Genomic DNA, 17,046 nt, shown 5'->3' with positions numbered 1-17,046 from the left:
CCTGGCGCGAGCACGGGGCGCTGATGCGCCCCGGGATCATGCGCCGGTTCAGGCGCGCTGGTAGCTCACCGGGTCCTGGTCTTCCGGCGTCTTGGCGGCACGGGCGCGGCCACCCTTTTCGGCCCAGGTGCGGGTCCAGCGGATCTGCACGACGCGCAGCATCACCAGCATCACCAGCGACAGCACGGCAAAGATCACGAAGCCCCACAGGTAGGTGCCGGTGTGCTGCAGGCTCTGGCCCATCGCATTGGGCAGGAAGCCGCCGCCTAAAGCGCCGATCTCGCCGATCATGGAGCCGGCCACGGCCGTCGTCACCGGCCAGCGCAGCGGCACCAGCTGGAACAGCGCGCCATTGCCGGCGCCGAAGGCGGCGAAGCACAGCATGAAGAGCAGCGTGGTCAGCACCAGCGACTCGCCCGCCAGGCCGCAGGCCAGCAGCGAGCCGGCCACCAGCACCAGCACGCCGGTCAGCGTGTTGACGCCGCCGATGCGGTCGGACAGCGCGCCGCCGGCAATGCGCACGGCCGAGCCCATCAGCGTGGCCAGCATGGTCAGCTGGCCGGCCTCGATCTTGGTGACCTTGAACTGGTCGTAGTAGTAGGTGGGCAGGAAGCTCGCCAGGCCGATGAAGCCGCCGAAGCTGACGATGTAGATCAGGCTGAAGACCCAGCCGTCCTTCTCGAACAGGCAGCTCACATGCTCGCGCAGGCTCTGGTGCTCGCGGTCCGGCGGCTCCTTGGCGGCGACCCACATCACGGCCATGGGCAGCAGCATGGTCAGCGCGGCCAGGCCGTAGACCGCCTGCCAGCCGAACTTGGCGGCCAGCGGCGGCGCGAACAGCACGGCCAGCACGGTGCCCGAGTTGCCGGCGCCGGCAATGCCCATGGCCAGGCCCTTGTACTTGGGTGGGTACCAGCCCGAGCCCAGGCTCAGCGCCACGCCGAAGCTGGCGCCGGCAATGCCCAGCAGCACGCCCATGGCCAGCACCGAGTCGTAGCTGTCGACGAAGAAGAAGCCGAAGCCCAGCGCCGCGATGATCAGACTCATCTCGACCATGGCCGCGTTCTTGCGGCCGATGTACTGCGCCAGCACGCCCAGCGGGAAGCGCATCAGCGCGCCGGCCAGGATGGGCACCGAGATCATGAAGCCCTTCTGCGCCGGCGTCAGCGAGAACGTTTCGCTGATGAAGGGCGCCATGGCGCCGTTCAGCACCCAGATGGCGAAGCAGAAGTCGAAATACAGGAAGGCCGCCAGCAAGGTGGGCCAGTGGCCGGCGCGTTTGAAGTTCTGGAATGCGGACATCGTGGGCTCAATCATGCGGCTGCGCGTGCCCACGCCGACCCGCCGGTCGCGTGCCAGGGAGGCAAGGACGTCGCAGCGGGAGGGTGCACGCACCATTGCGCGCACCGTCGCCGATACCTGCAAACCCCATGCCTGCTCAACGGCGAGTTGGCTGGCCTGCTTCTTGCGCCGTTTTGGGGCGTGATTCCTGAAGCCATGTCCGACACCACTGCCGCCCCACCCGTTCCCCTGCTGATCTGCAGCCCGCAACAGCCCCCGCAGGCGACCGCCCTGCAGGCCCAGGGCTGGGCCGTGCGCACCGTTTCGGAGCTTGCTCCGCCCACTGATGGGTCGGCGTTGGGGCTGCTCTGGTGCCCGGATTGCACCGAATTGGCGCGTCTCCTGCACGCTGACAGGGCCTTCGGCCTGCCGGTGGTGCTGCTGTCGCCGCCGCTGGAGGCGGGCGAACGCCAGGCGTTGCTGGCCCTGGGCGTGCTGCAGTGGCTGCCGGTCGACGTGGACGCCGCCACGCTGGCGCAGGCGCTGCTGTGGGCGCGCGACCTGGCTGCCCACCTGCAGGCCCGCGACAGCGCCGCGCAGGCCAAGCTCGACGAGCGCAAATGGACCGAGCGCGCCAAGGGCTTGCTGATGCAGGCGCGCGGCATCGACGAGGCCGCCGCCTTCGCGCTGCTGCGCAACACGGCCATGCAGACCCAGTCCAAGCTGCCCGAGGTGGCGCGCAGCGTTGTGCACACCAGCGAGCTGGCCGAGGCGCTGGAGCGCGCCGGCGCGCAGCGCATGCTGAGCCAGCGCCTCGTCAAGCTGCAGGCCCTGCGCCAGTGGCCGCGGCTGGCGCCGCCGGAGCGCCGCGAATGCCAGGCGCTGCTGGACGGCTCGCGCGAGCGCGTGGCGGCCAACCTGGCGCGACTCGCCGAGCTGCTGCGCACCGACCTGGCCGACGAGCTGAGCGCCGTCGCCAGCGCCTGGGCGCAGCTCGACGCCGCGCTGACGACCCGCCAGCCCGATCTGGCCCGCAGCGACCGCGCCGCCCAGCGCCTGCTGGACAGCAGCGAGACCTTGGTGGCCCGGCTGTCCGAGCGCGCTGGCCAGCGGCCGGTGGGCCTGCTGGCGCAGGTCACGCGGCTGCGCCTGCTGAGCCAGCGCCTGGCCAAGGAGGGCCTGCTGGCCCAGGTCGTGCCCGGGCATGACGCCAGCGGCCTGGCGGCGGGCCTGGACGAGTTCATCAAGGCCTATGACGGCGTGCGCGCAGCGCCCCTGGCCGGCCCGGCGCTGCAGCCGGCCTTCGCGGAGGTGGACGAAGCCTGGCTGGTGCTGCTGCGCGGCCTGCGTGTGGAGCAGGGCGACGCGGTGCAGCGCATGCACCAGGGCAGCGAGCGGCTGCTGCAGGCGCTGGAGGCGTTGACGCGGGCGTTGCAGGGGTCGTTGCAGTTGATCCTGGGCTGACGCTCCCGTATTTCCGCCCCGACACAATCTGCCGATCCGCCCGATACATGCGGGCGATGCAATGCCTCCATCCGCCACATCGAAGGAGACGCAATGCACCACGACCACAACGACGACCACGACCTGGGCCTCGCCCATGACCTGACCCGCCTGCAGCAGCAGGCCTTGCAGCGCCGCACCGCGCTGCGCTGGCTGATGGGCGCGGGCGCCATGTCGCTGGGCGGCGCCGGCGCGATGGCGCTGGCGGGCTGTGGCGGGGGCGGCGATGCCGGCACGAGCAGCACCTCGTCCTCGGGCTCGTCCGGCAGCAGCACCTCCACCGGCGGCACCACCACAACCACCACGGCCGGCTGCTCCGTCATCCCCGCCGAGACCGAAGGCCCCTACCCGGGCGACGGCTCCAACAGCGCCAATGGCAGCGTCGCCAACGTGCTGGCGCTGTCGGGCGTCGTGCGCAGCGACATCCGTTCCAGCATCGCCGGCGCCAGCGGCATCGCCACCGGCGTGCCGCTTCAGGTCATCATCGAGCTCGTGAACACCAACGCCGCCTGCGCCGACCTGTCCGGCTATGCCATCTACCTGTGGCATTGCGACGCGCTGGGCCGCTACTCCATGTACTCCAGCGGCGTGACCGGCGAGAACTACCTGCGCGGCGTGCAGGCCACCGGCACGGACGGTACGGCGACGTTTCAGACCATCTACCCCGGCTGCTACGCCGGCCGCGTGCCGCACATGCACTTCGAGATCTACCGCAGCACCACGACCGCGACGAACTGGAACAACAAGCTGCGCACCTCGCAGCTGTGCTTCCCGTCGGAGGTCAACACCGCCGTCTACGCGACCAGCGGCTATGGGCAAAGTGCTGCCAACAACAACGCTATCAGCCTCAGCAGCGACGGCATCTTCAGCGACGGCTCCAGCACCCAGCTGTGCACGGTGACCGGCTCCGTCGCCGCCGGCTATGTGGCCACCTTGAGGGTAGGTATTTCGGCGTGAATGGACATTGCCTGGTCGTCGACGACGACGCCGAGATCCGCACCAGCCTGACGGCCTATCTGCAGGGCTTCGGCTGGCAGGTCAGCGCGGCGGCGGACGGCCGGGCGATGCGCCAGCTCATGGCGCTGGCAAGACCTGACGTCATCGTGCTGGACCTGATGCTGCCCGGTGAGGACGGCCTGGCGCTGCTGCGCTGGCTGGGCACGCAGGCCGACGCGCCGCCGGTGCTGATGCTGACCGCGCGCGGCGACACGATGAGCCGCGTCGTCGGCCTGGAGCTGGGCGCCGACGACTACCTGGCCAAGCCCTTCGAGCCACGCGAGCTGGTGGCGCGGCTGCAGGCGCTGCGGCGGCGCTCGCACAAGGGCGGCGCGCTGCAGGACGACACGCGGCTGCTGCGCTTCGGCCGCTGGCGCTTCGACCGCCTGGCGCGCCAGCTCGTCAATGCCGACGACGTGGGCATCGCGCTGTCCAGCGCCGAGTTCCGCCTGCTCGCCGCCTTCGTGCAGCGCCCGGGCCGCGTGCTCAACCGTGACCAACTCATCGAGCTGACCCGCGCGCCCGGCGTGGAGGTCAATGACCGCAGCATCGACCTGGCCGTGTCGCGCCTGCGCGCCAAGCTGGGCGACACGGCGCGCGAGCCCTCGCTGATCCGCACCGTGCGCGGCGAGGGCTATCTGTTCGACGCGGAGGTGAGCCCATGCTGAAGCGGCTGAAGCGCTGGGATGGCCTGGGCCTGCGGCTCTTCCTGCTTATGTGGGCCGCGCTCGCACTCAGCCACCTGGCCGCGTGGAGTCTTGTGTCGCAGACGCTGCCAGGCCCGGACGGCGCCGACCGGCCGAACCCACCGCCGCTGCATGCGGACGCGGGCCGCCCGATGCCACCGCCGCACTTCGACGACGCCGGCCCGCCGCCTCGCCGTGCGCCCACTTCCCGCGTGCCGACCTTCCCGTCCCTGCCACCCGACCTGCCCTGGTCCGCCAGCGTCATCGACTACGGCGTGCGCCTGTTCGTCATTGCGCTGGCGGCCTGGTGGGGTTCGCGCTGGCTGGCGGGGCCGGTGCGCCGGCTGGTCAGCGCCGCGCAGCAGCTCACGCCCGCGCTGGCCCAGGGCCGGCCCGCGCCCGCGCTGAGCGAGGGCGAGGGCACGCGCGAGGTGCGCGATGCGGCGGCCGTGTTCAACCGCATGGCGGCCGAGCTGAGCGGCCAGTTCGAGGAGCGCGGCCTGATGATCGCGGCCATCTCGCACGACCTGCGCACGCCGCTGACGCGCATGCGGCTGCGGCTGGAGACGGGCGAGGTGGAGGCGCGGGTGCGCGAGCGCTGCATCGACGACCTGCGCGAGATGAACCGGCTGGTGGAGAGCGTCATCGAGGTCTTCCGGCCGGCGGAGGTGGCCGAGCCGCAGCGGGTGGACTTGTCGGCGCTGGCGCAATCGGCGGTGGACGACCTGGCCGAGACGGGCGCGGCCGTCAGCTTCCAAGGTCCGCCGGCCGTGGTGCGTGCCGACCCGGTCGCGCTGCGCCGTGTCGTCGACAACCTGGCGGGCAATGCCTTGCGCTATGCGGGCGCTGCGCGTGTGCGCGTGGAGTTGTCGGCGGGCGTCACGCGGCTGATCGTGGAGGACGACGGCCCCGGCATTCCTGAGGCGGAGCTGGAGCGGGTGCGGCAGCCGTTCCGGCGCGTCGAGGGCTCACGCAACCGCGAGACCGGCGGCACGGGGCTGGGGCTGTACATCGCTCAGCAGTTGGTGCGGCGGCAGGGGGCGGTGCTGGCGTTGAGCAACCGGGTGGAGGGCGGGCTCAGGGCCGAGGTGGTGTTCTAGCGGCGCAGCAACCAACCCCCCCCGGGCACTCAAGCGCATGATCCAGGCATGAGCAAAGCCCAGCACCTGCGCGGCAGCAGCCGCCTCGCGACCGAAGCCATCACCGGCGTGACCAACCTCGTCGAGGCCATGCATGCCGAAATCACACGCCTGCCACTGACGGCAAAACGCGAGCGCACCACCGGCATCACCGGCCTCGTCTACCGCAGCGTGCGCGGCGTGACCCGGCTCGTCGGCGGTGGCCTGGACCTGGCGCTCGGCGCGCTGACGCCCTTGCTCGGCCAGGCCGCACCCGAGCGCGCCAACGCCACGCTGGCCGCGCTCAATGGCGTGCTCGGCGACTACCTCGAAGCCACCGCCAACCCCCTCGCCACCCCGATGAGCCTGCACCCGCTTGTCGACGGTGCCACCGGCCCCGCGCTCATCCTGCTGCACGGCCTCTGCATGAACGAGGCGCAGTGGCGGCGCGACGGCGCGGACTTCCCCGCCTCACTCGCCGCACTCGGCTACCAGCCGCTGGGCCTGCGCTACAACACCGGCCGCGCCATCTGGCGAAACGGCGCGGAGCTGGCCGACCTGCTGACTCGCGTACCCGGCTCGCTGACGCTGCTGGGCCACAGCATGGGCGGCCTCGTCGCCCGCAGCGCCATCGCGCAAGCGCAGGCGCAACGCAAACGCTGGCCCCAACGACTGCAACGCCTCATCACGCTGGGCACGCCCCACCTTGGCGCGCCGCTGGAGCGCGGCGGCCAGCAGGTGCAGCAGCTGCTGGGCGTCAGCGCCTACTCGCGCCCGCTGGCGGCGCTGGCCGCGCGGCGCAGCGCCGGCATCCGCGACCTTCGCTTCGGCACGCTGCTAGAAGCCGATGAAGGCTCGACCAGCCGCATCCCGCTACCCGTTGGCGTGGCCTGTTATGCCGTGGCTGCAACGACGGCCAAGAAGCCCAGCGGCCCGCCGGCCCGCTGGCTGGGCGACGGCCTCGTGCCCGTGGCCAGCGCGCTGGGCCAGCACCGCGAGGCCGCGCGCCGGCTGGCTTTCACCGACACCGCACTCTTCACCGGCCTGGGTCATCTGGGCCTGCAGACCGACGCCGCCGTGCTGGCGCAACTGCAGGACTGGTTGCAACAGCCCTGAGCTTCACGCGCATGTCGCGCGCGCTGCCTAAGCTGGCGGGCAACGCTCACCCGCCATGCCGCCATGCCGCTCGCTCCTCTGAAGCCACCGCCGCGCCCGCGGCCGGCCGCTCTGCTTGACCTGACACCCGACTGGCTGGGCTGGGTGGCCGACAACCGGCTCTGGGGCTGTTCGCCCCAGTCCATGCTCGACACCATGGTGGCCGCCGGCCTGGACGCCACGCTGAGCGAGGCGGCCATCGCGCAGATCGAACAGGACCCGGTCTTCCTGACCGCGCAGCGCCACCAGCAGATGCTGCGCAAGCTGGAATCCGTGTGTGCCAACCAGCAGAAGCTCTGGGCGAGCGACCCGGGTTACGGCGTCATCGAGAAGCGCCGCGGCGTGTCGCGTGACGAGTTCGTCGAGCGCTATGTGCGCGGCAGCCGGCCGGTCGTGCTGCAGGACGTGGCCGAGGACTGGCCTGCCATGCGCCGCTGGTCGCCCGCCGACCTGCGCGAGCGCTTCGGCCACCTGGAGGTCGACGTGCAGGTGGGCCGCAACACCGACGCCCTGTTCGAGCAGAACAAGGCCCAGCTGCGCCAGCGCATGCGCGTGGCCGAGTTCGTCGACCTCGTCATGAGCGGCGGCGCGACGAATGACCATTACCTGACCGCCAACGACGAGATGATGCGCAAGCCGGAGTTCCTGCCGCTGCTGCAGGACATCGGCCGCATGCCGCCCCTGTGCGACCCGGCGCTGCTGCACACGGCGGCGTCGTTCTGGTTCGGCCCGGCCGGCACGCGCACGCCGCTGCATCACGACACGCTGATGCTCTTCCACGCCCAGGTCGTCGGCCGCAAGCGCTGGCGCTTCGTGTCGCCGCTGCAGACGCCGCTGCTTTACAACCGCATGGGCGTCTACAGCCCCATCGACCTGGATGCGCCCGACTATCAGCGCTACCCGCTGCTGCGCGAGGCCCAGGTGCTGGAGGTCGTGCTGGAACCCGGCGACACCCTGTTCCTGCCGCTGGGCTGGTGGCACCAGGTCAGTTCGCTGGAGCTGAGCATGTCGTTCTCGTACACCAACCTCGATGTGGCGAACGAGTTCAGCTATGTGAACCCGACGATTGGGAACTGGTAGCCAGCAGCTGCGACGCCGCCAGGAAGACCGGATCTCGCTCCACCTCGGCAATGGCCGAGCGCGCGGTGATGGGGTCGATGCCACGCTGGAGCATCGCGGCAACCTGGCTGCCGAGGTCGGCGCCGCGCAGCCGGTTTTCGGCGATCCAGCGCAGCCAGTCGTCGTCCAGCAGCGGCCGGGTGCGGCGGTGCAGGCGCGCGGGGTCAATGTCGAAGAGATCGTGCAACAGCACGGCGTCAAGCTCGCGACTGGCCTTCAGGTGATTGACGACGACATGGTCCGAGCCCGGATGTCGGGTAACGCGGCAGCCGGGCAGGGCAGCGAAGCGGTCGGCGTGGAAGAGGTCGAGATTGACCTCGCCCTGCTCCGGCGCGTCGGGCCGCTCGCCGTAGTGCAGGCGCAGCTCCAGCGGCGTGCCGGCGCGGCGTGCGAGTTCGACCAGGTCGGTGTCGGCCACACCCTGGGCCGCCAGACGCTCCATGACAGACAGCCAGCGCGTGTCGCCCCGCTCACGCGAGATGGCCGGCTCCATCGTCGACAGCGCGCCGATGGCGACAATGCGCGCCGCCCCCAGCGCCAGCCCGTAGCGGATCGCGCCATAGCCGCCCATGGACTGCCCCAGCGTCATCACCCGTGTGGGCGACAGTGCGTGCACCTGGCCGGCCACCTCGTCCAGCGTGCTTGCCAGAGTCGCGCCCAGCCCGGCTACGCCCTGCAGATACCAGGACATGCTTGGGTCGCGCAGATGGATGCGGTGGAAGGGCCGGCCGAGGAGGAACTCGAGCTTGCGCAAGCGGCCGACGAAGTCGAAGGCCGCGGGTTCCTTCCACAACGCGAAGCCGAAGGTGATGACCAGCGGCGCAGGCTCGCCAGCGTCTTCGACGAGGATGTGGGATTGTTGGTTGTCCATCGGGGCGCGGAGCATAGCGAGCCGTGATGACGGCCGCGACCACCGGCCGCCGAGCATGCCCTTGGTTGAGCCTCCTAGGTGTTGGCAGCAAGCCCTCGCCACTGTCAACATGCGCGCGGTCAACCCGCAAGGAATCCCCCGTGAGCCGCTTCCAACGCACCGTTCCTGCCTTTGCACTCCTCGCGGCGGCCACGCTGGCGCAGGCCCAGGTGCCCAGCACCGCCACTGCGGAGCTGACGGCGTTCCGGCTGCAGCTGGTGGACCTGACGCCCGACGACGGCCTGGTGCCCTCGCTGACGATTTCGCTGGGCGGCCATGTGCTGGCGGGCCTGCAGACCAATGCGAAATGGTTGAACGCCGACGGCTACATCGACCAGCGCCTCGCGCTGGACACCTTCCCCGCCGCGCCGCCGCTGGGCGATGCCAGCGTGGCGCTCAGCCTGGGCCTGTTCGAAGGCAGCGCGCGCCGCAGTGCCGACGGCCTTTACACCGCCGTCACCGGCCAGGACGGCATGGTGACCGAGAGCTATGCCTGGTGGGAAACCTACAAGACCATCGCGCCGCTGCCCGAAAGCAACTGGCCGTGGACGGGCAGCTTCTCGCTGGGCGCCGGCACGGCGGTGACGCTGACGGCCGACTACCGCGTGTTCGCCAGCGTCGCGGCCGCCGGCGGCAGCGTGGTCACGTCCCAGGCCTCGCTTTACGGCCTCGTTGGCACTGCGGGCATGGACCAGATCGTGCGCGACCATGGCTACGCCTCCGTCGCCGGGCCCGGCGATCAGACCGCCCTGGGCACGCTGACGCTGACTCTGTCCAACGCCTCGGCCGCGGCCGTGCCCGTCTACTTCGGCGCGGGCGTCTCGGCCTACACCCAACCCGTGCCCGAGCCCGGCACGCTGGCGATGCTGCTGGCCGGCGGCCTGATGGTCGGCTGGCGCGCGCGACGGGCCGGGTGACGTGTCGCCGGCTTGACGCCTGCTGAGGTCGCTGCCGTCACAGAATCGCCGTCCAACGACGGAGACGACGATGACCGAAAGCCACTACCGCATCTGCCCCCTGTGCGAGGCCTGCTGCGGGCTGGAGGTGAAGACCGAAGGCACGCATGTCATCACGATCCGCGGCGCCGCCAACGATGTGTTCAGCCACGGCTATCTGTGCCCCAAGGGCGTGTCGCTGAAGGACTTGCACGAAGACCCCGACCGCCTTCGCACGCCGCTGATCAAGCGCGACGGCGTCTTCGTCAAGGCGAGCTGGGATGAGGCCTTTGCCGAGATCGAGCGGCGCCTGCTGCCCATTCACCGCGACCACGGGCCGGACTCGGTCGCGCTGACCATCGGCAACCCCGCCGCGCACAAGGTCAGCCTGCTGGCCTACACGCCCCGTCTTGTCCGGGCGTTAGGCACACGCAATGCCTTCAGCGCCTCGACGCTGGACCAGATGCCCAAGCAGCTCAGCGCCGGTCTGATGTTCGGCCACTGGCTCTCCATCCCGCTGCCCGACATTGAGCGCTGCGACTACCTGCTCATCCTGGGCGGCAACCCGATGGTCAGCAACGGCAGCCTGTGGACGGTGCCCGACTACCGCGGCAAGGCCAAGGCCATGCGGGCACGCGGCGGGCGCATCGTCGTGGTGGACCCGCGCCGCAGCGAGACGGCCGCCGCCGCCGACGAGCATCTGCCCATCCGCCCCGGCGGCGACGCGCTGCTGCTGCTGGGCATCGCGCACACGCTGTTCGAAGAGGGTCTTGTCAAGCTGGGCCGGTTGGAGGAACACGTCAACGGTCTCGAAGAAGCCCGCGCCGCCGTGTTGCCCTTCCCGCCCGAGATCACCGCCGCCGGCTGCGGCATCCCGGCGGACGTGCAGCGCCGCATCGCCCGCGAGCTGGCCGCTGCACCGCGCGCCGCCGTCTACGGCCGCATCGGCACCTGCACGACGCGCTTCGGCACGGTGAATTCCTGGCTGGTGGACCTCATCAACGTGCTGACCGGCAACCTGGACCGCGAGGGCGGCGCAATGTTCGCGAAGGCTGCAGCCTTCGCGTCCAACACGCAGGGCAAGCCTGGCAGTGGCAAAGGCGTGACGACCGGCCGGCGCAGGAGCCGCGTGTCCGGCGCGCCCGAGGTCTTCGGCGAGCTGCCCATCACGGTGATGGCCGAGGAAATGCAGACTGCCGGCGAGGGCCAGATCAAGGCGCTGATCACTATCGCCAGCAACCCGGTGCTGTCGGCGCCGAACGGGCCACGCATAGCCCAGGCGCTGGACGGGCTGGACTTCATGCTCAGCCTGGACATCTACGTCAACGAGACGACCCGCCATGCCGACGTCATCCTGCCGGGCCTGTCGCCGCTGGAGGACTTGCACTTCGACGTCGCCTTCCCGCAGTTGAGCCACCGCAACCACGCGCGCTTCTCGGGCCCGGTGTTCGACGCCGAAGCCGGCACGCCGCAGGAGTGGCAGACCATCCTGCGGCTGTGCGCGCTGCTGGAAGGCCGCGGCCTCGGTGTGGATGTGGCGCAGCTCGACGACGAGGCCATTGAGTCCGATGTACGTCGCTTTGCCGGCGACAACACGCCCGCCATCCTGAGCGCGCTGGAACCCTGGCGCGGCCCCGAGCGGCTCATCGACCTGCAGCTGCGCATCGGTCCCTACGGCGACCAGTTCGGCCGCAAGCCCGACGGGCTCAACCTCGCCAAGGTCAAGGCCGCGAGCACCGTCGACGGCGGCGGCATCGACCTCGGTGCGCTGACGCCGCGCATCCCCGAAGTGCTGCGCACGCCTAGCGGCAAGATCGAGCTGGCGCCGCCGTCCATCCTGGCGGACCTGGCCTCGGTGAAGGCCGAGCCCGCGCCGGCGTTCAGCCTCATCGGCCGCCGCGACACCCGCTCGGGCAACAGCTGGATGCACAACCTGCCCGTGCTCGCCAAGGGGCCGGAGCGCTGCACGTTGCTCGTCAACCCCGGCGACGCCGACCGGCTGGGCCTGGCCGAGTTCGCCAAGGTCAAGAGCGCCGTGGGCGAGCTGATCGCACGCGTCGAGCGCAGCGCCGACATGAGCCCCGGCGTGGTCAGCTTGCCGCATGGCTGGGGGCATGACCTGGACGGTGTGCTGCTGGGTGTGGCGCGCGAGCGGCCGGGGGTCAACATGAACGCGCTGCTGGACGACGCCGCGCGCGACCCGCTCAGCGGCAATGCGGTGCTGAGCGGCGTGGCCGTGGAGGTTGCGCCCGCCTGAGTGGGCGCATGTCAGCTATTCAGTCCGCGTTCGCGGCAGCCGCAGCCTGGGCATGACCCACCGTTTGGTGGCGGCATGCCGCCTGGGTTGGGTTTGGTTGCCCTTGCGGGACGGACCCCCGGCAATGCAGCGATGAGGCAGCCCGCCCGGCAAAAGCAACCAAAACCTAACGAAGCCCAGCACCGCCACCAAACGGCGGGTCGCGACCCGCCCTACCGCTGTGCTGGCACCGCGGCCAACTGGCTCAGGCTGGCATTGCGATACGGCGCACACAGCTGCTCCACATACGCCTGGTGCTGCGGCAGCCCGGCCACGGTGCGTGTGACCTTGAGGTGGATGTCGCTGAGGAAGGTGCTCAGCTCCTGCCGGCCCATCAGGTCGGCCACCGGGTGGTAGCGCTCGGGCGTGATGCCCTGGCCCATCATGACCTGTATCCACGAGTTCTCGGCAAACAGCTCGTCGTTGGGGCGGAAGACGCGGCCGGTCTCGCGGAACAGCGCGATGCGGTGCTGCAGCGAGGCGGGCAGGTCCATCTCGCGCACATGCTTCCAGAGCGCGGAGTCGGTGCGCTCGTTGACGGTGTAGTGCAGCACGATGAAGTCGCGGATGTGCTCCAGCTCGTGCTTGGATTGCCGGTTGAATTCGTCGACATCGGCCTGCTGGATGCCGCCGGACGGGAACAGCTGCATCAGCCGGATGGCGGCGCGCTGGATGAGGTGGATGCTGGTGGACTCCAGCGGTTCGACGAAGCCGCTGGCCAGGCCGACGGCGATGCAGTTGCGCTCCCAGACCTTGTCGCGCTGGCCGGGCAGGAACTTGATGACGCGCGGCTGGATCAGCAGCTCGCCTTCGACGTTCTTCTTCAGCACCTCGGGCGCGTCGGCGTCGCTCAATTCCTTGCTGCTGTAGACCAGGCCGTTGCCGACGCGGTTCTGCAGCGGGATGCGCCATTGCCAGCCGAAGGGGTGGCAGATGGAGCGGGTGTAGGGCCATGCCTCGCGCACGGAGGCCGTCTGCACGGCCACGGCGCGGTCGCAGGGCAGCCAGTAGGACCAGTCCTCATAGCCCACGCCTAGCGCTTCGCCCAGCAGCAGGGAGCGGAAGCCCGTGCAGTCGATGAAGAGGTCGCCATCGATGCGGTTGCCGTCCTGCATCTGCACGGCGGTGATGTCGCCGTCGCGACCCATCGGGCCATCCATCAGTACGGCGGCGATCTTGCCCTCGATGCGCTGCACGCCGTGGCGCTCGCTCATCGCGCGCAGGTACTTGGCATAGCGGCCGGCGTCCATGTGATAGGCGTAGTTCAGCCCGCCGCGCGGCACATGGGCGAAGCGGTCGGCCATCGCCGCCAGCGTCTCGGGGTTGTAGTCGGTATAGGGACGGGAGAGGCCTTCGGCGACGCCCTTGAGCCAGAAGTGCTGGAAGCCGGCGCTCCAGTGGTCGTTGCCCGTCGAGCCGAAGGAGTGGAAGTAGTTCTCGCCGATGTTCTTCCAGCCCTCGAAATTGATGCCGAGCTTGAAGGTGGCGTTGGTGGCGGCCATGAACTCGGCCTCGTTGATGCCGAGCAGGTTGTGATACGTCAGCAGCGCGGGGATGGTGGCCTCGCCCACGCCAACGGTGCCGATTTCCTCGGACTCGATGAGCTTGATGTCCAGCCGCTTGCCGAGCAGCTTGCTCATCAGCGCGGCCATCATCCAGCCGGCGGTGCCGCCGCCGGCGATGACGACGCGGTTGAAGGGCTTGGTGGTGGTGTTCATCTTTTGAGATTGCTCAGGAGTTGCGCGCGCGCCTGGCGCGAGGTGGTTTCGTCGGGCAGTTCCAGCAGGCCGCGAGCGGCCTCCGGGATGTGGGCCCAGGTGCTGTCGTCCGCGTCGAAGACGAAATGCTGGAAGTGGTGCTGCCAGATGCGCCGTTCCTTCTCGGGCAGGTTGCGCATGGTCATCAGGGCCAGGTGCAGCGCATTCAGCGGCGAGTCGACGTGGTCCGGCGTCTGGCGCCACCAGGCGTTGATGAGGAGGTTGACGGGCTCCAGCCCCTCGATGTGGTGGAACCACATGCTGGGGATGAAGATGGCGTCGCCAGGCGCCAGCTCGGCCACTTCGCCGGCCTCCAGCGCGCGGGTGAAACGCGGGAAGCGTTCAAGGTCCGGCTTCTCGAAGTCGACGAGGCTGATGGGCTGGCCTGCCGGCGTCGGCTCCAGCGGGCCCATGTAGAGGTTGTGGAGCTGTTCGGGCGGGAAGACCGTGAAGCGGCGCCGGCCGGCGGCGACGACGGCGAGGTTGTCGGGCAGGTCGTAGTGGGCGGCGATGCGGGTGCGGTTGCCCAGCCACAGGCTGACCAGCGCGTCGCGTGCGCCGAGGCCCATGACGTTGGCGTCCAGGAAGCCGGGCAGCACCGCGTCCACCGTGGTCGAGCCGACGTACAGCGCCGGCGGCTCGGGCGTCTGCGCGATGCCGAGCAGGCCGGCCAGCACCTGGTCCAGCGTGGCGGCGTGGCGGCTGAAGTTGAAGTCCCGCAGCGTCTCGTCGGTGTAGAACACGCGACCGCGGGCCTCGGGCGCCAGCTGGAACAGGCCGATGCGCATGCCGCGGTAGAAGCCCATCAGATAGCGGGCCAGGGCCTCGTCCGACTGGCGCGCCGCCTGCACGACGGGCCAGTGCGCGAACGCGCCGCGCACGATGTAGGGCCGGTCGCCGGTCAGCAGCTCGTCGGGGAGCTTGTCGGGATCGAAAGGCCCGGTCCAGTCGGGTACTGCGCGCATGGGTCGGTTCAGCGTCGGTTCGCCCGTTCGAGCAGGACGGGCAGTTGCGCCAGCGAAGCGATCTGCATGTAGATGGGCATCAGATGCCCTTCGCGCGCCAGCGCTTCGAGTGCAGCGCCGGGCAGGGCGGCCAGGCGCTCCTCGTGGATGGTGTACAGGCCCGACAGCCGCGCCTGCTCGCCGCCGGGCGTCTCGATGTCGATGACGAAGGGCTCCAGCAACTGGTGGCGCGTCAGCGCCTCGATAAAGACGGGCAGGTGCCGTGCCTGGGCGTGCAGGTGTTCCATCAGCTGCACGGTGCGGTCGAGATAGTCGCTAAAAGCCCCGTGCGGCAGGAAGATGGCGGTGCCGACCTCGCCCTCCTCGGGGCGCACGATGCGCGGGCTGTCCATGTCGATGTGCAGCTGCAGGCCGTCGTCGGGGGCGCGGCCGATCAGGAAGGGATCGCGTTGCATCGCCATGGGCAGCGCGTTGCAGTCCCAGCCGGTGTCGGTCAGGAACAGGTTCTGGCCTTCCTCCAGGCCGAACAAGGCCACGGGCTGGAAGCCTGCATCGCCCTCCACCAACTGGAAGACGATGGGGAAGTGCGCCTGCAGCTGGCGGAACTCGCCCGGCAGGGCCAGGGCCGACTGGCGCGCATCGCCCAAGGCGGCCGAGCGCTCGGTGCGCACGCGCAGATGGCGGTGGGTGACGTTGTCGAGCAGGGTGGGACGGGTCATGTCTCTGTTTGGTTCTTGATGTGATTGATCAGGCTGCGGTGGCCGGGCAGGCCAGAGAGGAGGCGGCGTGCCTGGCGGGCAGCCTCGTCGAAGCAGGCCTGGGCTGCCTGAAGTTTGGCGGCGGAGACGCCTTCAGCGTCAGGGCGAAAACCCATGCCGTAGAGCACGTACTGGTAGCTGGCCGACGGAAAGACCTCGTCGATGCGGCCGAAGTCGTGGCGGGCCGGCGCGCGCAGCTTCCACATCGGCAGCAGTTCGCGCAGGCGCTCGGGCCAGGTGGCCGGGTCGCGGTGGGCGCGCCAGTAGTCGCTGTCGTCGCGCTGGCTCAATGCGTAATGCAGCTTCAGGAAGTCGATGACGCGGGCCCAGCGGTAGCTGAAGTCGTCGTTGAAGCGGCGGGCGACGGCGTCCATGCTGACGCGCGTCATCGGCAGCTCGTCGCACAGGCGCTGGGCGGACAGCTCGACCAGCGCCAGCGCCGAAGCCTCCAGCGGCTCGATGAAGCCCGAGGACAGGCCGATGGCGACGCAGTTGCGCACCCAGAACTGCTCGCGGTAGCCGGGGTCGAAGCGGATGGCGCGCGGCGCGGGGCGCTCGGCGGGTGCGCCGGTCGCATCGAGATAGGCCTGCAGCGCCGCATGCGCCTCGTCGTCGCTGGCGTGGGCCCGCGAGTAGACGCAGCCGACGCCGCGCCGCGTGGGCAGGCCGATGTCCCAGATCCAGCCCTTGGCCCAGGCCGTGGCGACGGTGACCGACGCCACGGGCGCGTCGGGCTGCGCGTAGGGCACCTGCACGGGCATGGCGGCGTCGTTGAAGAGCACGTCGCGCTCGCTCTTCAGCGGCACGCCGAAGTGCTGGCCGATGAGGCGGGAGGTGAGGCCGGAACAGTCGATGAAGAGGTCGGCGGAGATGGGGCCATGCTCGCGGGTCTGCAGCGCGGCAATGTCGCCGTTCTCGTGTGACAGCACGGCGTCGACATGGTCGATGACGTGGTGCACGCCGAGCCTGGCAATCGCGTGCTCGCGCAGCAGCTGGCCGAACAGGCCGGCGTCGAAGTGATAGGCGTAGTTGGCGACAGCCGCGAACCCGGGCGTCTGCACCTGCTTGGGCGCCAGGCCGGCCTCGCAGACCTGCACGGAGGGGCTGACGACGTCGGCAAACGGCCTCGCGCCTTGCGTGGCCAGCCAGGGCTGCACCAGGTCCACGTCCCCGTAGCCGACGGGCAGCATGAAGGGGTGGTAGTAGCGGTCGCCTTCGCTGCCCTGCGCGCCGCGTGCCCAGCCGTCGAAGCGCGAGCCCTGCTTGAACGAGACCTGGCAGCGGCGGATGAATTCGGGCTCGGACAGGCCGATGCGGCGCAGCGTGTCGCGCATGGACGGCCAGGTGCCTTCGCCGACACCGATGGTGGGCACGTCGCTGGATTCGATCAGCGTGATCTTCAGGCGGTCGCCGTGCTCGGCGGCCAGCAGGCCGGCCACCAGCCAGCCGGCCGAGCCGCCGCCTAACACCACGACCTCACGCAGTCTGTCGTTCACAGGGAGCCTCAAACAAAAATGGCCGCTCGCGCGGCCTCGCCCATCGGCGAACAAGGGCGGCACCCCAGAAC

At 70.2% G+C, this 17,046-nt stretch carries 14 protein-coding genes; 8 read left to right on the top strand and 6 right to left on the bottom strand.

Annotated features, from left to right (window positions below):
- Positions 1-48 precede the first annotated feature (48 nt).
- The gene (locus tag ACG00Y_RS12035) at positions 49-1,302 is read right to left on the bottom strand and encodes an MFS transporter (protein ID WP_394479057.1); all 1,254 of its coding nucleotides are present in this window, start codon (positions 1,300-1,302) and stop codon (positions 49-51) included.
- Positions 1,303-1,497: 195 nt separating this feature from the next.
- Here ACG00Y_RS12035 and ACG00Y_RS12030 point away from each other — a divergent pair, with 195 nt between their 5' ends.
- The 6 genes from ACG00Y_RS12030 to ACG00Y_RS12005 all read left to right on the top strand — a co-directional run bounded on the left by ACG00Y_RS12030 (position 1,498) and on the right by ACG00Y_RS12005 (position 7,819).
- A complete protein-coding gene (locus ACG00Y_RS12030) occupies positions 1,498-2,745 on the top strand; it encodes an ANTAR domain-containing response regulator (RefSeq protein ID WP_394479055.1) in 1,248 nt (415 codons plus the stop codon).
- A 93-nt stretch (positions 2,746-2,838) separates the two neighbouring features.
- Complete coding sequence (locus tag ACG00Y_RS12025) at positions 2,839-3,741, top strand: dioxygenase family protein (RefSeq protein WP_394479054.1); 903 nt, start codon at positions 2,839-2,841, stop codon at positions 3,739-3,741.
- A complete protein-coding gene (locus tag ACG00Y_RS12020; protein ID WP_394479052.1) occupies positions 3,738-4,448 on the top strand; it encodes a response regulator in 711 nt (236 codons plus the stop codon). The genes ACG00Y_RS12025 and ACG00Y_RS12020 overlap by 4 nt, the downstream gene beginning before the upstream one ends.
- A complete protein-coding gene (locus ACG00Y_RS12015) occupies positions 4,442-5,566 on the top strand; it encodes an ATP-binding protein (RefSeq protein ID WP_394479050.1) in 1,125 nt (374 codons plus the stop codon). Before ACG00Y_RS12020 ends, ACG00Y_RS12015 begins: the two co-directional genes overlap by 7 nt.
- A gap of 48 nt (positions 5,567-5,614) precedes the next feature.
- A complete protein-coding gene (locus ACG00Y_RS12010) occupies positions 5,615-6,700 on the top strand; it encodes an alpha/beta hydrolase (RefSeq protein WP_394479049.1) in 1,086 nt (361 codons plus the stop codon).
- A 63-nt stretch (positions 6,701-6,763) separates the two neighbouring features.
- Positions 6,764-7,819 (top strand): cupin-like domain-containing protein, encoded by a 1,056-nt coding sequence (locus ACG00Y_RS12005; RefSeq protein WP_394479047.1) that lies wholly within the window; start codon positions 6,764-6,766, stop codon positions 7,817-7,819.
- Here the strand turns inward: ACG00Y_RS12005 and ACG00Y_RS12000 are convergent.
- Complete coding sequence (locus tag ACG00Y_RS12000) at positions 7,785-8,729, bottom strand: alpha/beta hydrolase (RefSeq protein WP_394479045.1); 945 nt, start codon at positions 8,727-8,729, stop codon at positions 7,785-7,787. The genes ACG00Y_RS12005 and ACG00Y_RS12000 overlap by 35 nt on opposite strands.
- Before the next feature lie 140 nt (positions 8,730-8,869).
- Between ACG00Y_RS12000 and ACG00Y_RS11995 the strand changes: the two genes are divergently transcribed.
- Positions 8,870-9,685: a PEP-CTERM sorting domain-containing protein gene (locus ACG00Y_RS11995; protein WP_394479044.1), complete on the top strand. Its 816-nt coding sequence runs from the start codon at positions 8,870-8,872 to the stop codon at positions 9,683-9,685.
- Positions 9,686-9,755: 70 nt separating this feature from the next.
- Positions 9,756-11,960 carry a molybdopterin-dependent oxidoreductase gene (locus ACG00Y_RS11990; protein ID WP_394479042.1) on the top strand — a complete coding sequence of 735 codons (2,205 nt, stop codon included), beginning with the start codon at positions 9,756-9,758 and terminating at the stop codon, positions 11,958-11,960.
- 212 nt (positions 11,961-12,172) lie between these two features.
- Here the strand turns inward: ACG00Y_RS11990 and ACG00Y_RS11985 are convergent, their stop codons facing one another.
- From ACG00Y_RS11985 to ACG00Y_RS11970, 4 genes are read right to left on the bottom strand one after another with little or no spacing between them, the layout of a single operon-like run.
- Positions 12,173-13,717: a tryptophan halogenase family protein gene (locus tag ACG00Y_RS11985; protein ID WP_394479040.1), complete on the bottom strand. Its 1,545-nt coding sequence runs from the start codon at positions 13,715-13,717 to the stop codon at positions 12,173-12,175.
- Positions 13,714-14,721, bottom strand: a complete 1,008-nt coding sequence (locus ACG00Y_RS11980) for a cupin-like domain-containing protein (protein WP_394479038.1) — start codon at positions 14,719-14,721, stop codon at positions 13,714-13,716. The genes ACG00Y_RS11985 and ACG00Y_RS11980 overlap by 4 nt, the downstream gene beginning before the upstream one ends.
- 8 nt (positions 14,722-14,729) lie before the next feature.
- On the bottom strand, positions 14,730-15,440 hold the full coding sequence (locus ACG00Y_RS11975; RefSeq protein WP_394479036.1) for a SapC family protein: 711 nt from the start codon (positions 15,438-15,440) through the stop codon (positions 14,730-14,732).
- Positions 15,437-16,975, bottom strand: coding sequence for a tryptophan halogenase family protein (locus ACG00Y_RS11970; protein WP_394479034.1), 1,539 nt, complete (start codon positions 16,973-16,975; stop codon positions 15,437-15,439). The genes ACG00Y_RS11975 and ACG00Y_RS11970 overlap by 4 nt, the downstream gene beginning before the upstream one ends.
- Positions 16,976-17,046 lie beyond the last annotated feature (71 nt).

The organism is Pelomonas parva, from assembly GCF_043555835.1.
GTDB lineage: Bacteria > Pseudomonadota > Gammaproteobacteria > Burkholderiales > Burkholderiaceae_C > Pelomonas > Pelomonas parva.
The sequence above is the reverse complement of the archived record's forward strand: the minus strand, read 5'-3'. Positions and strand labels throughout refer to the sequence as shown.